Consider the following 17,143-nt stretch of genomic DNA (forward strand, 5'->3'; position numbering starts at 1 on the left):
GCGGCGCTCCGCGCGGGGACAGAGGGGGTCATCGGGGGCGCTCCGGTCGCAGTTCGGGCAGAGGCGGGCGCACGCGCGGCATGCCCAGCAGGGTCGGGCGGGTCTTGCGGACGGTGGCGCAGGCGTGCTCGATCTGTTCGCGTTCCTCGGCGGACAGCGAGGACAGGTCCTGTTTGACGCGGCCGATGAGCCGGCGAATACGGCTGATCTCTTCGTCGGAGGGCAGGGCTTCGGCTTTGGCCCAGTCGTCGGCCTCGGCCATGGACAGGACACGTTCGCGGTTGCGCAGCAGGTCGTCGAGGTAGGCGTTCAGGTCGGGCAGGTAGGAAACGTCCGTGGTGAAGTGGTCGCACCCCACGCAGCGGTAGCGGATGGGACAAGCGCCGCCGCCGGCCTGGACGTTGCTCGGCTCCGAGCAGCGTCCGAAGGGGACCGCGGTCTGCTCCACTCCGAGCCGGACCCGGTCGGCGGCGAGGATCTGGACGGCTTCCCGCCAGGTCCGCTGGCCGTGCCGGTCGAACTGCATGGCGGTGACGCGTTCCACGGCCTGTCTGCGCCGCTGCTCGGTGACCCGGTAGTACGCCTGGACGGCGTCGTAGCTCTCGTGGTCCAGGAGTTCGCGCAGGACCTCGCCGGGCACGCCCGCGTCCGCGTGCCTTTGTGCGTAGCAGTGCCGGTAGGCGTACGGGACGATGCGGGCCTTGTCGAACTCGATGGTGGTGTCGCCGATGTGCACCATAAAGGGAGGCATCGCGTCGACCCATTGGCGGTGGTGGGCCGCGACGCCGCTCTCCAAGATGGAGCGGCTGCCGTCGGGGTTGCGGATGCGGGTGGGCAGCAGCCTGAGGTGGGACAGTGCGGTGTCGGGATACCGGCCGCGGGTGAGCCGCTGCTGGTCGGCGATGAGATCGGCGGTGGCCTGCGCGATCGGCAGGCGGCGGCCGAACCGGTGTTCCTTGTAGTTGTTGTAGACGAGGACCGGCTTGCCGTCGCGGTCGGTGCTCAGGCACTCCCAGGGCAGGGCGCAGATCTCGTCGGGGCGCCGCCCTGTGTCGATCATCAGCTCGATGGCGATCCGGGTCTGTCGGCTCGTTCCGTCGGGGTCGATCGCGGGCAGGTTCGCGCACAGCTGCCGCATCACCTCCTGCGGCAGGTCGCGCTCCTCGTCCCGGCGGTCGGGTTCCGGCGGGAGATCGTCGCGGAGCAGGTGGAAGTCGTCGGGCAGGCCCGCCAACGGCCCGCCCGGGCGGGTCAGTCCGAGCACCCGCATCCGTGTCAGCACCGCGCGCACCGAGCGGCAGGCCCGGTAGCGCATGTAGGCGGAAATGTCCCCCCGGTCCTGTAGAAAGACCAGCCTGGCCAGGAAGTTCTCCAGGTCGACGCGCCCGAGCCCGACCGGAACCTCGCCCCGGTCCGGGCGGTGTGCCCGCAGGCTCGCCGACAGCAGGACCAGACCGTCCAGTTGCATCCGGACCTGGGAGGTGGCCCCCTTGCCGCGTCGCTTGGGGAGGTTGTCGGCCGCCCAGCGCATGGCGCCCTGCCGCAGCCACGGCTGAGTGATGCGGGTGAAGTCCAAGATCCCTGCGTGGCCGAAAGCCCGGGTGTCCCAGCGGGTCTTGGAACGCTCGGTCTCCGGGTCGAGCAGCGCCCGGTGCACGTAGGTGCGCAGCATCCGCAGCAGGTTGAACTGCGGCTTGGGCAGACCGTGTTCCGACAGGTCCCCGATGGTCCCGGCTTGCTGCTGGCGCAGCAGGTCACAGACGATACGCAGCGCATCCTCGTTGGTCTTGGTGCCCTCGCGGGTACGCATCTGCAGCCCGAGCAGGATCTGAGCGACGACCAGCGGGGCCAGACCACGCAGGCTGATCACTCCTTCCTGCGCGATACCCGGGCTCGTGGCGCGCCAGTGCTCCTCGTCCACCGGGACCTCTTGCCGCCGCACCTTCGCCCACCGGTTCAGATGGGGCGTGCAGTACGGGCCGGCGCCTTCACGCACCCGCAGACAGGCCACCACCAGGCAGGGGCCGAATCCGGGCAGCGGGCGGGTGTCGGGGTGGGCGAGGAAGTCCTCCAGGGCGAGCTTGCACCGGGTGCGCTGGTAGTGGTGAACGCGGCACAGCTTCACCGGCGCCGTCATCTGCGGAAGCCCGCAGCCCTCCACCGGGCACATCACCTGCTGAGTGTTCCGGGCCTGCCGGGGCAGCACTCTGAAGGCGTCGAAGGTGAGGGTGCTCGCCGCGAAGCGGTTCTTGCACGAGTCGCACAACTGGAGCAGCCCCACGCCGTGCTTCCCGCAGGTGTCGACCCGGCACAGCGGCCGGCCCAGCAGCCGGTGCTCTGTGGGCAGGCGCAGCACCTCCTGCCCGGCGTCCCAGCCGGCCTCGTACAGGAACGTCTTGCCGATCAAGGACGTCACCCGGTCCAGCAACTCCGTGGCGTCCTCCGGCACTACATCCAACGGCAGGCCGCGCAGCGCGGTCGCGGTCACCGTGAACCCTCCACGTCCAGTCGGGGTGCCGGGACGCGTTCGACGGCTTCGCGCAGCCGGTGTTCGGCGGGGTGCTCGTAGGGAAGTGTCGATTGGGGCGAGGACTGGCCGAGCAGAGCTTGGAGCTCGTCCCTCGTGCCGCCCGCGTCCAAGACGTTCCCGCTGAAAGCATGCCTGAGCTGATGCGGCGTCACATGACGGTCCAGATCCGCCCGCACCCCGAGCGCGGTGACCAGTTCGTTGACCGCGCCGGGCTTCATCGGCTCACCCAGCGGCGCACGGAAGAGGTTCACGAGCACGAAGTCGCTCAGCGTGGCTTCGGGATGGCTCTCCCGCTCGAAGGCGTAGGCGTCGTACGCCTGCACCACCAGGAAGTCCGCCGGGACCACGCGGCTCAGCCGCGACTTGGACCACGCGCCGTTGACGTTCTGACGCCGCACCACATGCAGATGCGATCCCTCGACCCGGCATCCCAAGGCCCGGGAGTCGACCGCGAAATGGACATCCTCCCGCCGTAGCCCGGCCACTTGGCCGCGGCGCAGTCCCGCTCGGGCCATCAGCAGGATGATCAGACGGTCCCGGCACGACAAGCACGCCCGGAACAGCCCCAGCACCTCCTCGTCGGTGGCCCGGTCGACCGCCCGCGCCTCGGATCGCACCCGGTGCGTGGCGCGCAGCCGCGACCGCACCAACCCATCTCCGCACACCTCCGGCGCCAGATCGGCGGAGGTCGCCCCCTCGTACAGCGCCGGGATGACCGACGGCGGGACGGAGCGGGTCCGCGCGGCGTGGAGCAGGAAGCCGCGTACAGCCGTGAGAACGAGGTTGATCCGGCTGCCACCGCGTACCGGCTCCGCGCCGGCGCCCGGAACAAGCAGTCCTCCGCCGCCACGTTCGGCGTCGTACGCCGCCACCTCCCGCGGCGTGTGCCTCAGCCACAGGATGAACAACCCCAGATCGTCGGCGCAGGTCCGCCAGTCCCGGCCGGTGCGCTCGCACCACCGCAGATAGTGGGCAATCCCGTGCGCGTACGTCTTGGTGGTCAACTCCGCATGATCCCTGGCCAGACGCAGATGACGAAGGTGACTGTCCGCCTCCTCGACCACGTCGTAGTCCGCGTCCAGCACCGTCCAGTACCGCGCCCCCGAAGGCAGCGTGATGGGGAAAGCCCGCATGTGTCTTGCTCCATGATCCGATCGCCGTGTACGACAACCGCCACATGAACCACACGGGCACGGAACTGTTGCACGACCAGCCAGACCACCTGGTCACACAACGTCCCACCACAGAAGAAGAACCCCTAGGAAACGGGCCTGAGCACCGCGTCACGCCACACGCTGATGAAGGGTCCCTGATGGATCGCCTCAGTTGATAGTTGCCGCCAGCTCATGATCGGTGAACCTCCCGGGGCCCGATGTCGATGATCGCCGAACAGTAGAACCTCGCTCCTCCATAAACACGCACTCGGGGAAGCGGTGCCGAATCTCCGGGAACCCCGCCGCGGGCACCGCGATCTCCAGATCGCCATGCAGCCGCGACTGTTTCCCACGGAACAGATCCAGCGCCCACCCGGCCGCGACGCAGGGCGCACCGACCCCGTCCAACCGCTCCGCGAATGTTCCGGACGCCAGGCGTCCGCCCAGCGGGCCTCCAGTTCGTCCACAGCGCCGCCGGGCGGCAGGGATTCGATCATCGGCACAACTCACTGCCGCAACCCCACCCGGGCAGGGCTTTTTGTAGGCACCGGATCCACACCCGCTACCAGGACGGATACGACTTCATCGCCTTGGTCGCTCTGGAAGAGCGGTACCCGTCTGATTACTTGTTGCAGCCGCATTTGACGCCCTCCTATCCTGGGTTGCAACGCGTCGAAGGAGACGAGTAGCCGCGGGATCACGCGAGCAGAGAGAGCTGCCGGTAGCTGTGAAGGCGGTCTCGCGCCCTTTGGTGAAGACCCTCCTGAGCGCGGGGAGGAGCGGCCCCTGTGGCCTAATGCCCCGCCGGCTGGCCCCCGTCATCGGGCATGAATGAGGCCGCCGCTGTCTGGCGGTGGCAAAGGCGTGGTGGCACCGCGAGTACCCTTCTCGCCCACGCTCCCAAGGGATCATGACGACGCCCCTTGGAGGGCTGCGATGATCCACACGACTAGCCGTGTATTGGTCTCTGAGCTGCGGCAACACGTAGGTGAGACCGTTTCTGTCTCCGGCTGGGTGAACACGCTCCGGCTGCAGGCCAAGATGCAGTTCGTGGTCGTACGCGACCACACCGGCATGGTGCAGGTCACCCATCGCCGTGGCGGTGAGGACGACGAAACCGAGGCCGCCCTGGAAAGTCTGACTACCGAGTCCGCGGTCCGCATCACCGGGCGGGTGGTCGACAACGCGATCGTGAAGCTCGGTGGCCTGGAGCTCATCCCCGAAAGCGTCGAGGTGCTGAACCGGGCTGAGACGCCGCTCCCGATCGACGAGCAGACCGGCATCGAGCACCGTCTGGACTGGCGGTTCCTCGACGTACGGATCCGCCGCCAGACACAGCTGCTGTTCGCGACGCAGACCACCTTCGAGCAGGGCATGCGCGAGTACGCCTACGGCCAGGGCTGCACAGAGATGCACACCCCCAAGCTCATGGGCACGGCCTCGGAGTCCGGTGCCGAGGTATTCGAGCTCGGCTACTTCGGCCGCTCCGCCTACCTGGCGCAATCGCCGCAGTTCTTCAAGCAGATGGCGATCGCCGCCGGCATCGACAAGGTCTTCGAGATCGGCCCTGTGTTCCGCGCGGAGCCGTCGTTCACGTCCCGGCACGCGACGGAGTTCACCGGCGTGGATGTGGAGCTGGCGTGGATCACGGACGTCGAGGACGTCATGGGCTTCGAGGAACGCATGCTCGCGTATGGCCTGGCCAAAGTCGCCGAGCAGCACGGTGAAGCGATCCGCGAGGCGTTCGGGGTCGAGGTGGCCGTACCTCGGGTGCCGTTCCCGCGCATCACCATGGCCGAGGCTCAGGAGATCCTGCGGGGCAAGGGCTGGGACCCGGAGGGGGTGAAGGAGGACCTGGACCTTGAGGGCGAGCGTGGCGTTGCGGCGCACGTCAAGGAGCAGACGGGCCACGAGTTCGTGTTCATCACGCACTACCCGACGAGCATCCGGCCCTTCTACCACATGCGCCCCGCGGACCGGCCGGACCTGACGCTGAGCTTCGACCTTCTGTGGAAGGGCCTGGAGATCACCACCGGCGCGCAGCGCGAGCACCGCTACGACGTGCTGGTCAAGCAGGCCGCCGAGCAGGGCATGAGCACCGAGCCGCTGCAGGACTATCTGAACGCCTTCCGCTACGGCTGCCCGCCGCATGGCGGTCTGGGTATGGGGCTGGGCCGGGTGCTGATGGTGATGCTCGGGCTGGACTCGATCCGTGAGGCCACGTTCTTGTTCCGCGGCCCGAACCGCCTGACCCCGTAGGCACGTTCACGCAGGAGTGAGGTGCCCGGGTGGTGGGGTAGTCAGGTATGCACCGCCGCCCGGGCAGTGTTATGCGGTGTCCGCCTCCGGCTTGCGGCGCGGTCCGTCACCGGCTCCGTTGAGTGGGAGCAGGGATTCCAGGGGTGCGCCGCTGTTCCAGGCGCCGAACAGGTCGCGGTTGACGGCGATGATGTCGTGCCGCACAGCGAGGTTTCGGGCGGCTTTCCCGAACGGGCAGGTGGCGACGAACAGCGCCACATCCGCTTTGTGTTCGAGTTTCGCGGTGCCGACGAACTTCTGCATGTCCCCGCTGGGGACGTACCGGTGGGGTGCGTAGTGCTTGACCTGGGCCACCAGGTGCCGGCCGTCGGGAAGTGTGCCGACGACGTCTGCTCCGAGATCGCCTGAGCCTCCGGTGACGGTGACGTTGGTGCATCCGTCGCGGCGGCACAGTTCGGCGACGTAGTGCTCGAAGTCCTGCCAGCTCATGGCGTCGATGGTGGCCATGGAGCGTTCGAGTTCCATGCGCCGGTTCTGCTCGCGCCAGGCGCGGTCCCCCGTCTGCTCCCGCCGGTGCGCCTTCCACAGCACCCATCCCAGGCCGGCGAGCGCGGTGGCGCACAAGATGATGATCAGGAGCCAGGGCGACTGCCACAGCACGAACAAGACCGCCGCCACGACGACCGCCGCGAAACCGATGCGCTGCTTGGCTTCGCGGCGTCGCATGGCCTTACTGCGGCGTCTCTTTTTCGCAGCCATCGCGCCCCCTCGTCCGTGATCTTCCGGTCAGTGTGGAAGCGGTCCGACAGGTGGCCAAGAGGGCCTTCTCGGCCACGTCAGTGGCGGACGTTCCGAAGGTCGGTCAGCCACGGCTGACGCTCATGCTGAGCGCGTCTGCTCGGCGCCTGCCGTCAGCGGCGCGCTGCACGGAGAAAGGCGACCAGCGGGCGTTCGTGCCGCGAAACCTCGAGGCGGACCAGGCGGCTTCTGAGGCACACTGACCGAGCCCACGCACTGGGCGTATCACTCCCGTGCGTTGAGATCGTCTGGAGGAACGCGATTGACTGAGTCCGGCCAGTCGGCGGCCCGGTGGAAGAGCGAACCGATGACGACGCGGCTCATCGCTGCCGTTCTCGTCACGGACCCCGGCAACGGCAGACTCCTCATCCTGCGGCGGAGCAGCCACTTGGATTTCGCACCTGGCGAATGGGACGCCCCCAGCGGTAAGGGCGAACCAGGGGAACCGATCACCGCGACCGCGGTACGGGAACTGAAGGAGGAGACGGGCGTCGTGGCCGCCGAGGCGGACCTGCGCCTCGTCCACGTCGTCCATGGCTCCTGGGGAGCGGAGGCCCCGGGGATGTTCATGGCCCTGGTCTTCCACACCGACCAGTGGAGCGGTACTCCCCACAATGCGGAACCGCACAAACACGACACCATCGCCTGGGTGCCTCCGGACGACCTTCCGCAACCCTTCACACACACCACCCTCGTCGCCGTTAAACGGTTCCTGGACGGGGGCCCGATCCTTTCGTTCGACGGCTGGCCAGGGGCAGGATGACGGTCAGTGCGGGCAGCTGCCGCAGGGCCGTCATCCAGAGACGTGAAGCTCAGCAATGAGCCGTGCGGCTTCCCTCCTGGCCGGCTTCAGCCGGGGATCCTCGGGGTGCGCGTGAGGTCCTGCGACCTTCGCGCAGAAGAACAGTGCCATCATCCGGCCGGACCTGCTCTCCAGGTCCGACCGGCGCTCGCTCCACACACGCTCCGCCAGGTCCGGGACCGCGAGGGAATGGCCCCATAGGGTTGCCGCGTCCAGCCCTCGTGGCGCCGTGCCCCAGTCCTCCCAGTCGATCATGCAGAACTCGGGGCCGGTCACGTTCGCCCACGTCAGGTCGGCATGGGCCGGCCGCCACTCCTCCACCGTGGTGTCGGCCACCTTGGGAAAGACCCTCCCGAGGGTTGCCGTCACCAGCTCCTGGGTGATGGTTTCGGTGTCCGGTGTGGCGACGCGGGGTGCCGCCTGGGCAGCGAGCGCGTCCAGCGAAGTGTTCAGCGCGGACCACCACGCATCCGGAAGACGAGGGTATTCGATCACGAGAGCGGCTTGCCCGACTGGCGCGGCGTTAACCAGTTCCATCTCATCCGCCCGCCACATCACCGGCTCACCCGGCTCACGCCATGCGAACCCTGCGTACCACAGGGGCATGACGACCCCGCTCAGGACAGCAGCGGATTCGGGGCCGTTCCACCCCTGGGCGCCGATCCGGTCGAACCCCCGCCGCTCGATGCGCACCCATGTCCCGCGGTCCGTCCGCGCCCCGACGGTACGGCGCTTGCGTACCAGTGTCTCCCGGTCGAGACGCACCTGCAGCGACCGCTCCACACGGTCCAGCACCCCGTCCAGCGATTCCCGGCGTAGATCAACAGCACACGGCACAGGCAGCGTCATATGCGGGACCGTAGCAACCACGCGGAGCCGGATCCCACCGGTCAGGTCAGACCGGCGAGCACCTCGGCCATCGCACCGTAGGTCTCGCCGACCGAGTCCTTGCCCAGCCTGTGGCGCTCAAGACGGATCGCGCCCAGGTGCCGGGCCTCGTAGACCCCCGCCCGCCACACCGCCGCAGGTGAGCGGTCCAGGGCACCGTAGGACTCCCAGAACGCGGTCCGCTCGTCGTCCTTGGCCGTCGCCATACGGATGGTCCAGTCAGCGGAGCTGTCGCCGAAGAGGCAGCGATCGAAGTCCAGCACGCCGGTGATCGCCGGCTCGGGGGCTGCCGCGTCCAGCAGGGCGTTGACGGTCCACAAGTCCCCGGTCAGCAGACTGGGTTCGGTGACCTCATCCAGTACGGCGCTCTCCTGCACGGCCACTGCGGCAACCTTCCGCACATCGGCTGCGTCCAGGCCGACGCTGTCCAGGTCGGCGGCGATCTCCTCCAGCGACGCGATCACCGCCTCGCTCCAGGTGGCGTACCCCGGGCCGTTGACAGGCCCGAAGCGCGGTCCGTGCACGTCGTGCACGGACCGGGAGATGCTGCCGAGCTGCTGGAAGAACGCCGACCAGACCGTACGGGGATAGCCACTGAGGCGCTCGGGAGCCGGGACGCCCGCGAGGAGACTCTGAACCATCCAGTCCCGGCCAATCACCTCGTGCGACCAGTCCGCTGCGATGACCCGCGGCATCAGCGGCGCGATCACCGCGAGGTAAGGCACGGACGCGTACTCGTTGCGCATCAGCTGCTGCTCGGACCGGAACTGCCGGGCGGGTTCCGGGGCAACCCGGAGGATCACCGGCCGCTCCTGTCGGGCCACTGTCACGCGATAGACGTTGTTGTACATACCCGTGCCCAGCTCGATAGCGGAGGTGACCCGCGCATCGGCACCGTAGACGCGACGGACGATCTGCTGGATCGCATCGGCAGTCACCGACTGCTGGAACGTGCCGGAAGCGCGATTGATCGGCCGGAATTCCATACTGGCGTCTCCGAACTCGTCCGTGGGCGATCCCAACCACCCTGGGGCCGTTCAGCAGTTGATGCTAACGCGGTCGTCACGCTGCCAGTGAGCAGAGACGCCGTGCGACACCTGAGCGCTGAGACAGGTTGACAGATTGCATAACTTCGCGGACAACACCACCTCCCGCCGCGTCTCACAGAAGTTTGGATACGCGTCCAACGGCATACGGCGCCTCGCCGTCGACCAGCACCTCGTCGAAGCCCACGAGGCCGTCCTCACCATCGAGCGATGGCACGGTCAGGCCCAACAGCCCATCGTGGTCGAATGGTTCGACGCCTGCCGCCACATGTTCTGCGCTCCCGCCGCACCGGAGCCCGTCGACGTCGTACTGCACGGGTATATGGTCCGCAAGCCCACACGGAGCCGCCGTACCATCGCTCCACCGAAATCACCCGCCGGCGTTCGACACCGCGCGCGGGGGCCGAGCGGGCCGACCACGGGAACCGGAACCGTTGGTCGCTGTCCCTCCATACGACGAAGCCGGGGCGTCCGCCGACACCTGGCCTGGCAGCACCCCGGGCACATGGAAGTCCGGGTTTGCCATGGGCCGTTACGCACCGGGTACGACGGGGACAACGCAGAGGCGTCCTGGATGCGCGCAGCCGACCAGCTCTTGGCCCTGGCCCGGACACACTGACCGGGCACGAACCGGAGAGCCTCGTGGAGTTACACCCGTTCGAGGCGAACCGCGGCCTGTTCTTCTCGTCTCACAAACGCCTCTGATGCAACCTGGTTTGACGCCGAAGGCGCTGAAAGAGCCGAGAAGCACCGGGAGTTCAGCGCGATAGAAAGTACTCCCTGCAAGCCTAGGCCACAGCACACACCTGATCGCGCTGATTCTCTGTCATCCCTCTGTAGCGGAAACGGTTTTCAAGCAGAGTCGGGACGGAAATAACGCCGCACAGGTGCGAGATATACGCGCACTGTTGCCAGTCGCGCCGCCTGACATTTTCCTCGACTGCCGATCCGCAGCTCCGGCATCCGAATCAGTCGAGGACCAAAACCACGGAGGCCAAGACCTAGTTGCTCGATACAGCTTCTGCGGGCGTGACAACCATGAGGCGGCACGAGGGAAGTTCGTCGGGTGTTCCCGCCATGAACCGGACGGCGAATTCCTGGTCCCCTCGGCCCGCCAGGTAGAGGCGGCGGGGTTGTGCCGAAGCCGGGTGGGTGATGGCTGGCAGGTCGCGTGCGTCCCAGAGCTTGCGGGCGGTCGGGTCTGCTCGGACGGTTTCGACCACGGCCCGCATGCGCTCGTCGGTGCGCCACTCTTCGGCGTGCACGCGTAGCTGGGCCATCATGGGCTTGGCCCACTCCTCTTCCCAGTTGACGAGCTGGGTGCGCGCCTCAGGCCAGGCGAGGGCCCACTCCATGACGTTGAGGCCGTACTGCATCCACGGGAAGTACTCCAAAGCCTTGGCGTTGTAGGCCAGGACGTCCCAGCGGTAGTCATTGAGGTAGAGGGCCCAGGTGCGGCTCTCCTCGATGAAGGCGCGGAACGCGTCGGGAAGCAGAGCGCCGAGGTGGCTGACGGGGGCGGCTGCAGGGGCATGGCCGCGGATGACGCGGTAGACGATGCCCCATTCCTCGTCGTTCAGGTCGAGGATGCGCCGCACGGCCTGGAGGAACGCGTCGCTGTAGTTGGCGGGGCGCCCGGCCTCCAGATTGCCATACCAGCGACGGCTGACGCCGGCCAGGCGGGCCACCTGTTCCTGCGTGATTCCGGCGGGTTGGCCCGTCCCGAAAGCCGCTTCAAAGCCCGGGATGTCTGATGTGTCACGGCGTGCCCGCGCTTGCTGCAGAATGCGGGTGACTATCGGGGTCTGCATCTCACTCTCATTCATAACGCTTACATAACGACAGGTGCTGAGACCCAGGTCACATTGCCCGCGTATTCACGTCCCCCTTTCCCTGTTGGCCGCTCAGTGCATCGCGGCCCGCATGTAAGGGAGTTGACGTCGCGCATCGTGTCCAGCATTCGGAACGCAATGCCCCTTCATCGGGCAATGGGAACTGTCAGTTCCCATCCCCAGGATAAGCACAACCTTTGCGTCCCTTTGAATCACACAGCGACGTCCTACTGTCACTGGCACCGCCGCGGCGAGGCGATCTCCGCAACGGTGAACCAAGCCAGCTGACTCGTGTAAAGGATCTTCATGTCGCGCTCTGTTCTGATCACCGGCGGAAACCGTGGAATCGGGCACGCCGCGGTCCGCGCATTCACCCAGCGCGGCGATCACGTCGCGTTCACCCACTACACCGAAAGCGCCTCCTTCGATCTCGTGCACGACGGAGCCCTGCCCGTGTACTGCGACATCACCGACCCCGAACAGGTCGAGAGCGCCTTCAAGGAGATCGAGGCCGACCAGGGGCCGGTCGAGGTTTTGGTGGTCAACGCCGGCATCACCCGGGACAACCCGCCCCGCACGCCCGAGGAGGACTTCGCCGCGGTCCTGGACACGAACCTCACGGCCTCTTGCCAGTTGGCCAAGTGGGCCGCCCGCGGAATGCTGAAGGCCAAGCGTGGCCGGATCATCCTCGTGCCCTCGGCCGTCGCCCTCAAGGGCGAGACTCAGACCGACGACGCGGCCTCCACGGCGGGTCTTGTCGAGTTCGGTCGCTCGCTGGCCAGGGAGTTCGGCTCAAGCGGGATCACCGTGAATATCGTGAGCCCGGGCCCGGCCGGCACAGCCATGGCCGATGACGTTCCTCTGGGCCGAATCGGGAATCCGGAGGAGATCGCCTCGGCCATCGCCTTCCTGGCCAGTGAGGAAGCCGACCTCGACGCCGGCGGCAAGGTGCCGGTCGGCGGCGGCATCTCCATGGGGCACTGACTCCTCGACGCCGACCGTCTGCGTCGTCGTACGGCACCCACGTCGACGCGGGCAGATCAGTCCAACCTTCGGCAACTGGAGCGGGACGGCCACGCCGGATCTCCGGCCGCGCGGAAGATGACGTTGCGGGACCGCCGCGAGATGGCCGAACACTCCGACGGTGACCCTCGTCGGCTCAGGCTTCCGTAGCACCGGGGCCGGGAAGTCGCTGTTCGCATCGTCGCCTTGCAACCGCCATGCGTAGCGACTGTCGCAGAGTGATCGTGCGGATGGAAGACGGTCGAACCGGCAGTGTCTGATCGAGCCAGAGGGCCGACGCGCGCCGTGATTCGGGCGGGAATGAACTCCCCGCGTCGTCGAGCAGTGCGGGGTCGCCCGACTCGCCCAACATGCCTTCCAGTCGATGGGCCTAGTCGATCGCAGCGTTTGGCATGTCCAGGCCCGACGCGCTGAGCCCGTCGGCGTACACGGCGATCCGGCACGCCCTGGTCGCGTATGGCGGCAACCACCTGGATCCCCTCATGCCGCCGCTCGGCCTCCACCTCGTGGAAGAAGTAGACCAGGGGCACGTCGAAGAAGCGGGCCCGTGCCTGGACGGTCTGCCTCTTCCGGTTGTACCCCGGTGCGGAGCTGCTGGATGGCGCCTGCGGAGATGGCCACACGGGAGGCGTCGCGGATGCCTTGTGAAGCCTCCCCGGGCCGTCCAGCGCGGTGTTCCATGCCTGGTCAGGGCAGGTTTGAAGACGCTGGACTTGTGCCACGGGTCGCCATATGGTCCTGGTCCCCGCACAAAAGATCACCGGCCGGGGACGGACCAGAAGGGGAGGGGCGATGCACGCACGCGGGCCATGAAACCCGCCCGGGGAAATGAGACCGGCGCCCGAGAGCTACCAACTCCCAAGCGCCGGGCCGGCACCCCGAAGAGCGCCGATTCACATCTCGCGGGCGGCGGGGCCTCTGCACGAGAACCGCCGCACCGCGCTCCTACGAATCACGGAGTATCGCATGCTCGTCACGCCGAGCGGAACTTCGGCCTGCCCGGACGATCGCCCGCACCGTCTCGCCGCCCAGCTCGCCGACATGATCCCGGGCGCGGCCACCATCCGGGTCAGTCTCAGCGACCCGAAGGAGACCTGGCCTCACCCGCACGTCATCGTCAAGGACGAGGCCGGTCAGACCATCCAGCTGGGCCGGATCGCCGCCCGGGTCGCGGCCCGCTGGATTCTGCGGGTCTGGCCGGAGGTGGACTGGACCCGGCCGCACACCTTCGACCTCGCCGACGCGACCCTCACCCGCAGTGACCTGCTCGCCGCCCGTCGGGGCCGCTGACATGGCGCGGATCCGAACCGTCAAGCCGGAGGCCTTCGTTTCCGAGTCGCTCGCCGAGGTGAGCGTCGAGGCCGAGCGGACCTTCTTCGGCCTGCTCACCCAGGCTGACGACCACGGTCGTCACCGCGACAACGCCGCGATCATCGCCGGGCTGCTCTGGCCGCTGCGCGCCGAGCACACCTCGGTCCACGTCGAGGACGACCTCCATCAGCTCGCGAACGCCGGTCTGCTCTGCCGGTACACCGGCTGCGACGGCCGCCGCTACCTCCACGTCGTGACCTGGTCCGCGCACCAGAAGATCGACAAGCCCAGCCAGTCCCGTCTGCCCTCCTGCCCGCAGCACCATGGCGGCGACCGGTGCGGTGCCTGCAAGGGCAGCTGCACCAAGCAGATCGAGGAGTCGCCCACCCCTCCCCGAAGGCTCACCGAGGCTTCGCCGCATGCTCCCCGAGCCCTCGATCTGCCCGCGCAGCCCGCCGCGACGCCTCCCGGCCACGCAGACGGAGCCCCGGCCGCCCGGCAGGACACCCTCGACGGCATGGCCGACACCCCTCACCAGGTGGACACGAAAATCGCAGGTCAGACGGCATTCTCCGAGAACTCCCCGAGCCTTCCCCGAAGCCTCGCAGAGGGCTCGGCGCCTGGATCTAGGATCTTGGATCCTGGATCTTCTTTCCCTACGGGGCGCACGACGCCCGCAGCCACCCTCTCGGCCAACCAGCTCGTCGGCGAGTACGTCGCCGCCTGCGAGGAGCGCCCGCCCAGCGACGTGATCGGACACCTCGGCCGGATCACCAAGAAACTCCTGGGCGAGGGCATCGCCCCCGAGCACATCCGGGCCGGGCTGCAGAACTTCGCCGCCAACCCCAAGCACCCGAGCGTGCTGACCAGCATGGTCAACGAGGCCATGAACGCCCGCCCCGGCGGTTTGGCACGACCGGGAATCCGGCCTACCGTGCCCGCTCACCGGGCGTGGACCAACCCGGCCGACGCTGCCGCCGCCTACGCCGAGGAGCTGTGATGCGCACCCGTAACCGCGAACCGCAGCCCCTCGGCGGCACGGGCACCGTGGACCGGCTGGCGCGGATCCTGGCCGCCCGTAACATCGACCCGGCCGCCGTCACCGACCTGGTCGACGGGCCCGAGCCGTACTCCCCGCTGGCCGCCCTCCTGGCGGGGATGCCCCCGCGCTACCGGGCCGCCGTCGCCGACCACCCCCAGGTCCTGGCCTGGGTCCGGGACGTCGCCGAGGCGGCCGTAGCCCCCAGCCCGGGGGCCCGGCGGCAGGTCACCACCGGGCCCAGCCTGCTGATGGCCGGGGTCGTCGGCGCGGGCAAGACGCACCAGGCGTACGGCGCGGTCCGACGGCTCGTGCAGAGCGGAGTCGGCGTCCGCTGGCGCGCGACCACCGCCGCCGACCTCTACGCCGACCTGCGCCCCCGGCCCGGGGCCGACAGCGAGCGGGAGCTGGCGGCCGTCAGCCGCTGCCCGCTGCTGATCATCGACGACCTCGGCGCGGCCAAGGCGTCCGAGTGGGTCGAGGAAGTGACGTACCGGCTGATCAACCGCCGCTACAACCACATGCTCCCGACCCTGATCACCACCAACCTGGCGATCAAGGACCTCCGCGCCCACCTCGGCGACCGCGTCACCTCCCGGCTCGCGCAGATGACCACCCGGGTCGAGTTCGAGCCGGTCGACCGCAGACGGCACCGCACGACGGCCTGACCCGCCGCAGGCCACGCCCTCAGCGCGCCGCCCCATGCACCTCCCGACCCAGCGCACCCCTCCGCCGACGCCTCTGCGCGCCGCCCCATGCACCTCCCGACCCAGCGCACCCCTCCGCCGACGCCTCTGCGCGCGGAGAGCGATCGGAGCAACCCGCATGACCACCACGACGATCAGCCCTGCCCGCCACCGGTCGCTCGGCGACCACACCTGGCAGGACCAGGCCGTCTGCCAGAGCACCGAGTACAACCCGGTGGACCCCGAGATCTTCTTCCCCGAGCCCGACGAGACCGACAAGATCACCGCCGCGAAGTCGCTGTGCGGCCAGTGCCCGGTGCGCCGCACCTGCCTGGACGCCGCCCTCGAAAACGGTGACACCGACGGCATACGTGGCGGACTGACTGAGGAGGAGCGCAGGTCGCTGCACGCGAAGCTTGCGCACCGCCTCGACTACAGCCGCGTCAATGCCACCATCGCCGGGCGCGACGTCCACCTCACGAGGGACGAGCGCACTGCGGTCGTCCTCGCCGCTTACCACCACGGAGTGACCGAGCAGCGCCTGGCCTGGCTCCTGAAGATCACCGAGGAGCACGCGCAGAAGCAGTACCGCGAGCTTCGTCGCGCCTTGCGCAACCGGGGCCTGGAGAAGACCCGCACGACCACCCCGCCCCCCGAGACCGACGACGACCGCCTGGGCCGCGACGACTTCGGGACGGCGGCGTGACCGACACGAGCGCGCCGAGGACGGCGCACATCACCGGCTGGGACCGCGCGGTCGTCATCGCCCTGGGCGGCGCGGGATGCGCGCTGTCGTACGACGCCCTTCAGCAGATGGCCGTCGCCATCCACGTCCGCGGTCTCCTGACCTACCTCTTCCCGCTGGTGATCGACGGCTTCATCGCCTACGGCATACGGGCGCTCCTGGTCCTGCGCGACGCACCCCTGCGCGCCCGGCTCTACGTCTGGACGCTTTTCGGCACGGCCACCGCCGCCAGCATCTGGGCCAACGCGCTCCACGCGGTGCGACTCAACGAGGAAGCGGGCTCGGCCCCTGGGCTCCGGCTCGGGGACACGGTGGTCGCGGTGCTGTCCACCATCGCCCCGCTCGCGCTGGCCGGCGCGGTCCACCTCTACATCCTCATCGCCCGGGGCCCGGTCAAGGGCAGTGACCGCGAAGACCTCGGTCACCTGGGTCAGGCTGACCAGCCCGAGGGCATCACGGTCACCCGGACCGACCGAGTCGGTCAGCACGAGCCGCAGGCCGGTCAGGTCAGCGCCGGGCAGCCGGTCACTGCCCTGACCGACCGGCCGCGACTGTCCCTGGACAAGCAGACCCTGGGGCGCCGGTCACCGATCGGGGACAGCGCCACGGCGGTCAACGGCAACCAGGTCACCGGCGAGAACGGTCAGTCGCACGAAGCCGATGACCAGCCCGGACAGCCGGACACCGCGCCGTCGGTCACCGACAGCCCGATCGGAACCACGCCGGTCACCGGCAACCAGGACACCCTCGTGCCGCTCACTGACCGCCCGGTCACCCCGTCGCCGGTCACTGACCGGGACACCCGGACAACGAGTGACCGGAGGTCCGACCCGGACACCGAGGAGCTGCTGAAGATCGCCCGGTCGGCGGTCAGGGCCGAGGACAAGCTGACCCGCAAGGTGGTCGCCCAGGCGATCCGCGGTCAGCAGATCCCCCTGTCCAGCGACACCTTGACTGCCCTCATGGCCCAGCTCCGCGAGCAGCACGGACAGCCGGTCACCTCCGCCCGGCACTGACCGGACAGCCCGAA

General features: G+C 68.6%; 15 protein-coding genes and 1 pseudogene. 8 read left to right on the forward strand and 8 right to left on the reverse strand.

The genetic code is table 11. The features are described from left to right. Positions 1–28 precede the first annotated feature (28 nt). The 3 genes and pseudogenes from ACGFY9_RS03255 to ACGFY9_RS03265 form a co-directional block, all read right to left on the reverse strand. Complete coding sequence (locus ACGFY9_RS03255) at positions 29–2,488, reverse strand: tyrosine-type recombinase/integrase (protein WP_393751406.1); 2,460 nt, start codon at positions 2,486–2,488, stop codon at positions 29–31. After that, positions 2,485–3,663, reverse strand: coding sequence for a tyrosine-type recombinase/integrase (locus tag ACGFY9_RS03260; RefSeq protein WP_393751408.1), 1,179 nt, complete (start codon positions 3,661–3,663; stop codon positions 2,485–2,487). The genes ACGFY9_RS03255 and ACGFY9_RS03260 overlap by 4 nt, the downstream gene beginning before the upstream one ends. A 189-nt stretch (positions 3,664–3,852) precedes the next feature. After that, positions 3,853–4,181, reverse strand: a pseudogene (locus tag ACGFY9_RS03265) (nucleotidyltransferase domain-containing protein). A 439-nt stretch (positions 4,182–4,620) separates the two neighbouring features. Between ACGFY9_RS03265 and aspS the strand changes: the two are divergent. Further along, the gene (aspS, locus tag ACGFY9_RS03270) at positions 4,621–5,943 is read left to right on the forward strand and encodes an aspartate--tRNA(Asn) ligase (RefSeq protein ID WP_393751410.1); all 1,323 of its coding nucleotides are present in this window, start codon (positions 4,621–4,623) and stop codon (positions 5,941–5,943) included. 69 nt (positions 5,944–6,012) lie between these two features. Here the strand turns inward: aspS and ACGFY9_RS03275 are convergent, their stop codons facing one another. After that, on the reverse strand, positions 6,013–6,669 hold the full coding sequence (locus ACGFY9_RS03275) for a restriction endonuclease (protein WP_393751412.1): 657 nt from the start codon (positions 6,667–6,669) through the stop codon (positions 6,013–6,015). Positions 6,670–7,048: 379 nt separating this feature from the next. Between ACGFY9_RS03275 and ACGFY9_RS03280 the strand changes: the two genes are divergently transcribed. Next, entirely contained in the window at positions 7,049–7,504 is a 456-nt protein-coding gene (locus tag ACGFY9_RS03280) for an NUDIX domain-containing protein (RefSeq protein ID WP_393751414.1), read from the forward strand. A 30-nt stretch (positions 7,505–7,534) separates the two neighbouring features. Here the strand turns inward: ACGFY9_RS03280 and ACGFY9_RS03285 are convergent, their stop codons facing one another. The 4 genes from ACGFY9_RS03285 to ACGFY9_RS03300 form a co-directional block, all read right to left on the reverse strand. Beyond that, the gene (locus ACGFY9_RS03285) at positions 7,535–8,392 is read right to left on the reverse strand and encodes a hypothetical protein (RefSeq protein ID WP_393751415.1); all 858 of its coding nucleotides are present in this window, start codon (positions 8,390–8,392) and stop codon (positions 7,535–7,537) included. Positions 8,393–8,433: 41 nt separating this feature from the next. Further along, the gene (locus tag ACGFY9_RS03290) at positions 8,434–9,417 is read right to left on the reverse strand and encodes a phosphotransferase family protein (RefSeq protein ID WP_393751417.1); all 984 of its coding nucleotides are present in this window, start codon (positions 9,415–9,417) and stop codon (positions 8,434–8,436) included. A 175-nt stretch (positions 9,418–9,592) separates the two neighbouring features. Further along, positions 9,593–9,793: a hypothetical protein gene (locus ACGFY9_RS03295; protein ID WP_393751419.1), complete on the reverse strand. Its 201-nt coding sequence runs from the start codon at positions 9,791–9,793 to the stop codon at positions 9,593–9,595. Between the two features lie 685 nt (positions 9,794–10,478). Then, positions 10,479–11,303, reverse strand: coding sequence for a helix-turn-helix domain-containing protein (locus tag ACGFY9_RS03300; RefSeq protein WP_393751421.1), 825 nt, complete (start codon positions 11,301–11,303; stop codon positions 10,479–10,481). Positions 11,304–11,615: 312 nt separating this feature from the next. On the opposite strand from ACGFY9_RS03300, the gene ACGFY9_RS03305 reads away from it, so the two are divergent. The 6 genes from ACGFY9_RS03305 to ACGFY9_RS03330 all read left to right on the forward strand — a co-directional run bounded on the left by ACGFY9_RS03305 (position 11,616) and on the right by ACGFY9_RS03330 (position 17,129). Then, positions 11,616–12,293 carry an SDR family oxidoreductase gene (locus ACGFY9_RS03305; RefSeq protein WP_393751423.1) on the forward strand — a complete coding sequence of 226 codons (678 nt, stop codon included), beginning with the start codon at positions 11,616–11,618 and terminating at the stop codon, positions 12,291–12,293. Positions 12,294–13,298: 1,005 nt separating this feature from the next. After that, a complete protein-coding gene (locus ACGFY9_RS03310; protein ID WP_393751425.1) occupies positions 13,299–13,622 on the forward strand; it encodes a transcriptional regulator in 324 nt (107 codons plus the stop codon). Position 13,623: 1 nt separating this feature from the next. After that, on the forward strand, positions 13,624–14,643 hold the full coding sequence (locus ACGFY9_RS03315; protein ID WP_393751426.1) for a hypothetical protein: 1,020 nt from the start codon (positions 13,624–13,626) through the stop codon (positions 14,641–14,643). After that, entirely contained in the window at positions 14,643–15,350 is a 708-nt protein-coding gene (locus tag ACGFY9_RS03320; protein ID WP_393751428.1) for an ATP-binding protein, read from the forward strand. The genes ACGFY9_RS03315 and ACGFY9_RS03320 overlap by 1 nt, the downstream gene beginning before the upstream one ends. A gap of 157 nt (positions 15,351–15,507) precedes the next feature. Then, positions 15,508–16,074 carry a WhiB family transcriptional regulator gene (locus ACGFY9_RS03325; RefSeq protein ID WP_393751430.1) on the forward strand — a complete coding sequence of 189 codons (567 nt, stop codon included), beginning with the start codon at positions 15,508–15,510 and terminating at the stop codon, positions 16,072–16,074. Next, complete coding sequence (locus ACGFY9_RS03330) at positions 16,071–17,129, forward strand: DUF2637 domain-containing protein (protein ID WP_393751432.1); 1,059 nt, start codon at positions 16,071–16,073, stop codon at positions 17,127–17,129. The genes ACGFY9_RS03325 and ACGFY9_RS03330 overlap by 4 nt, the downstream gene beginning before the upstream one ends. Positions 17,130–17,143 lie beyond the last annotated feature (14 nt).

This window comes from Streptomyces sp. NPDC048504, assembly GCF_043200035.1.
Classification (GTDB): Bacteria; Actinomycetota; Actinomycetes; order Streptomycetales; family Streptomycetaceae; genus Streptomyces.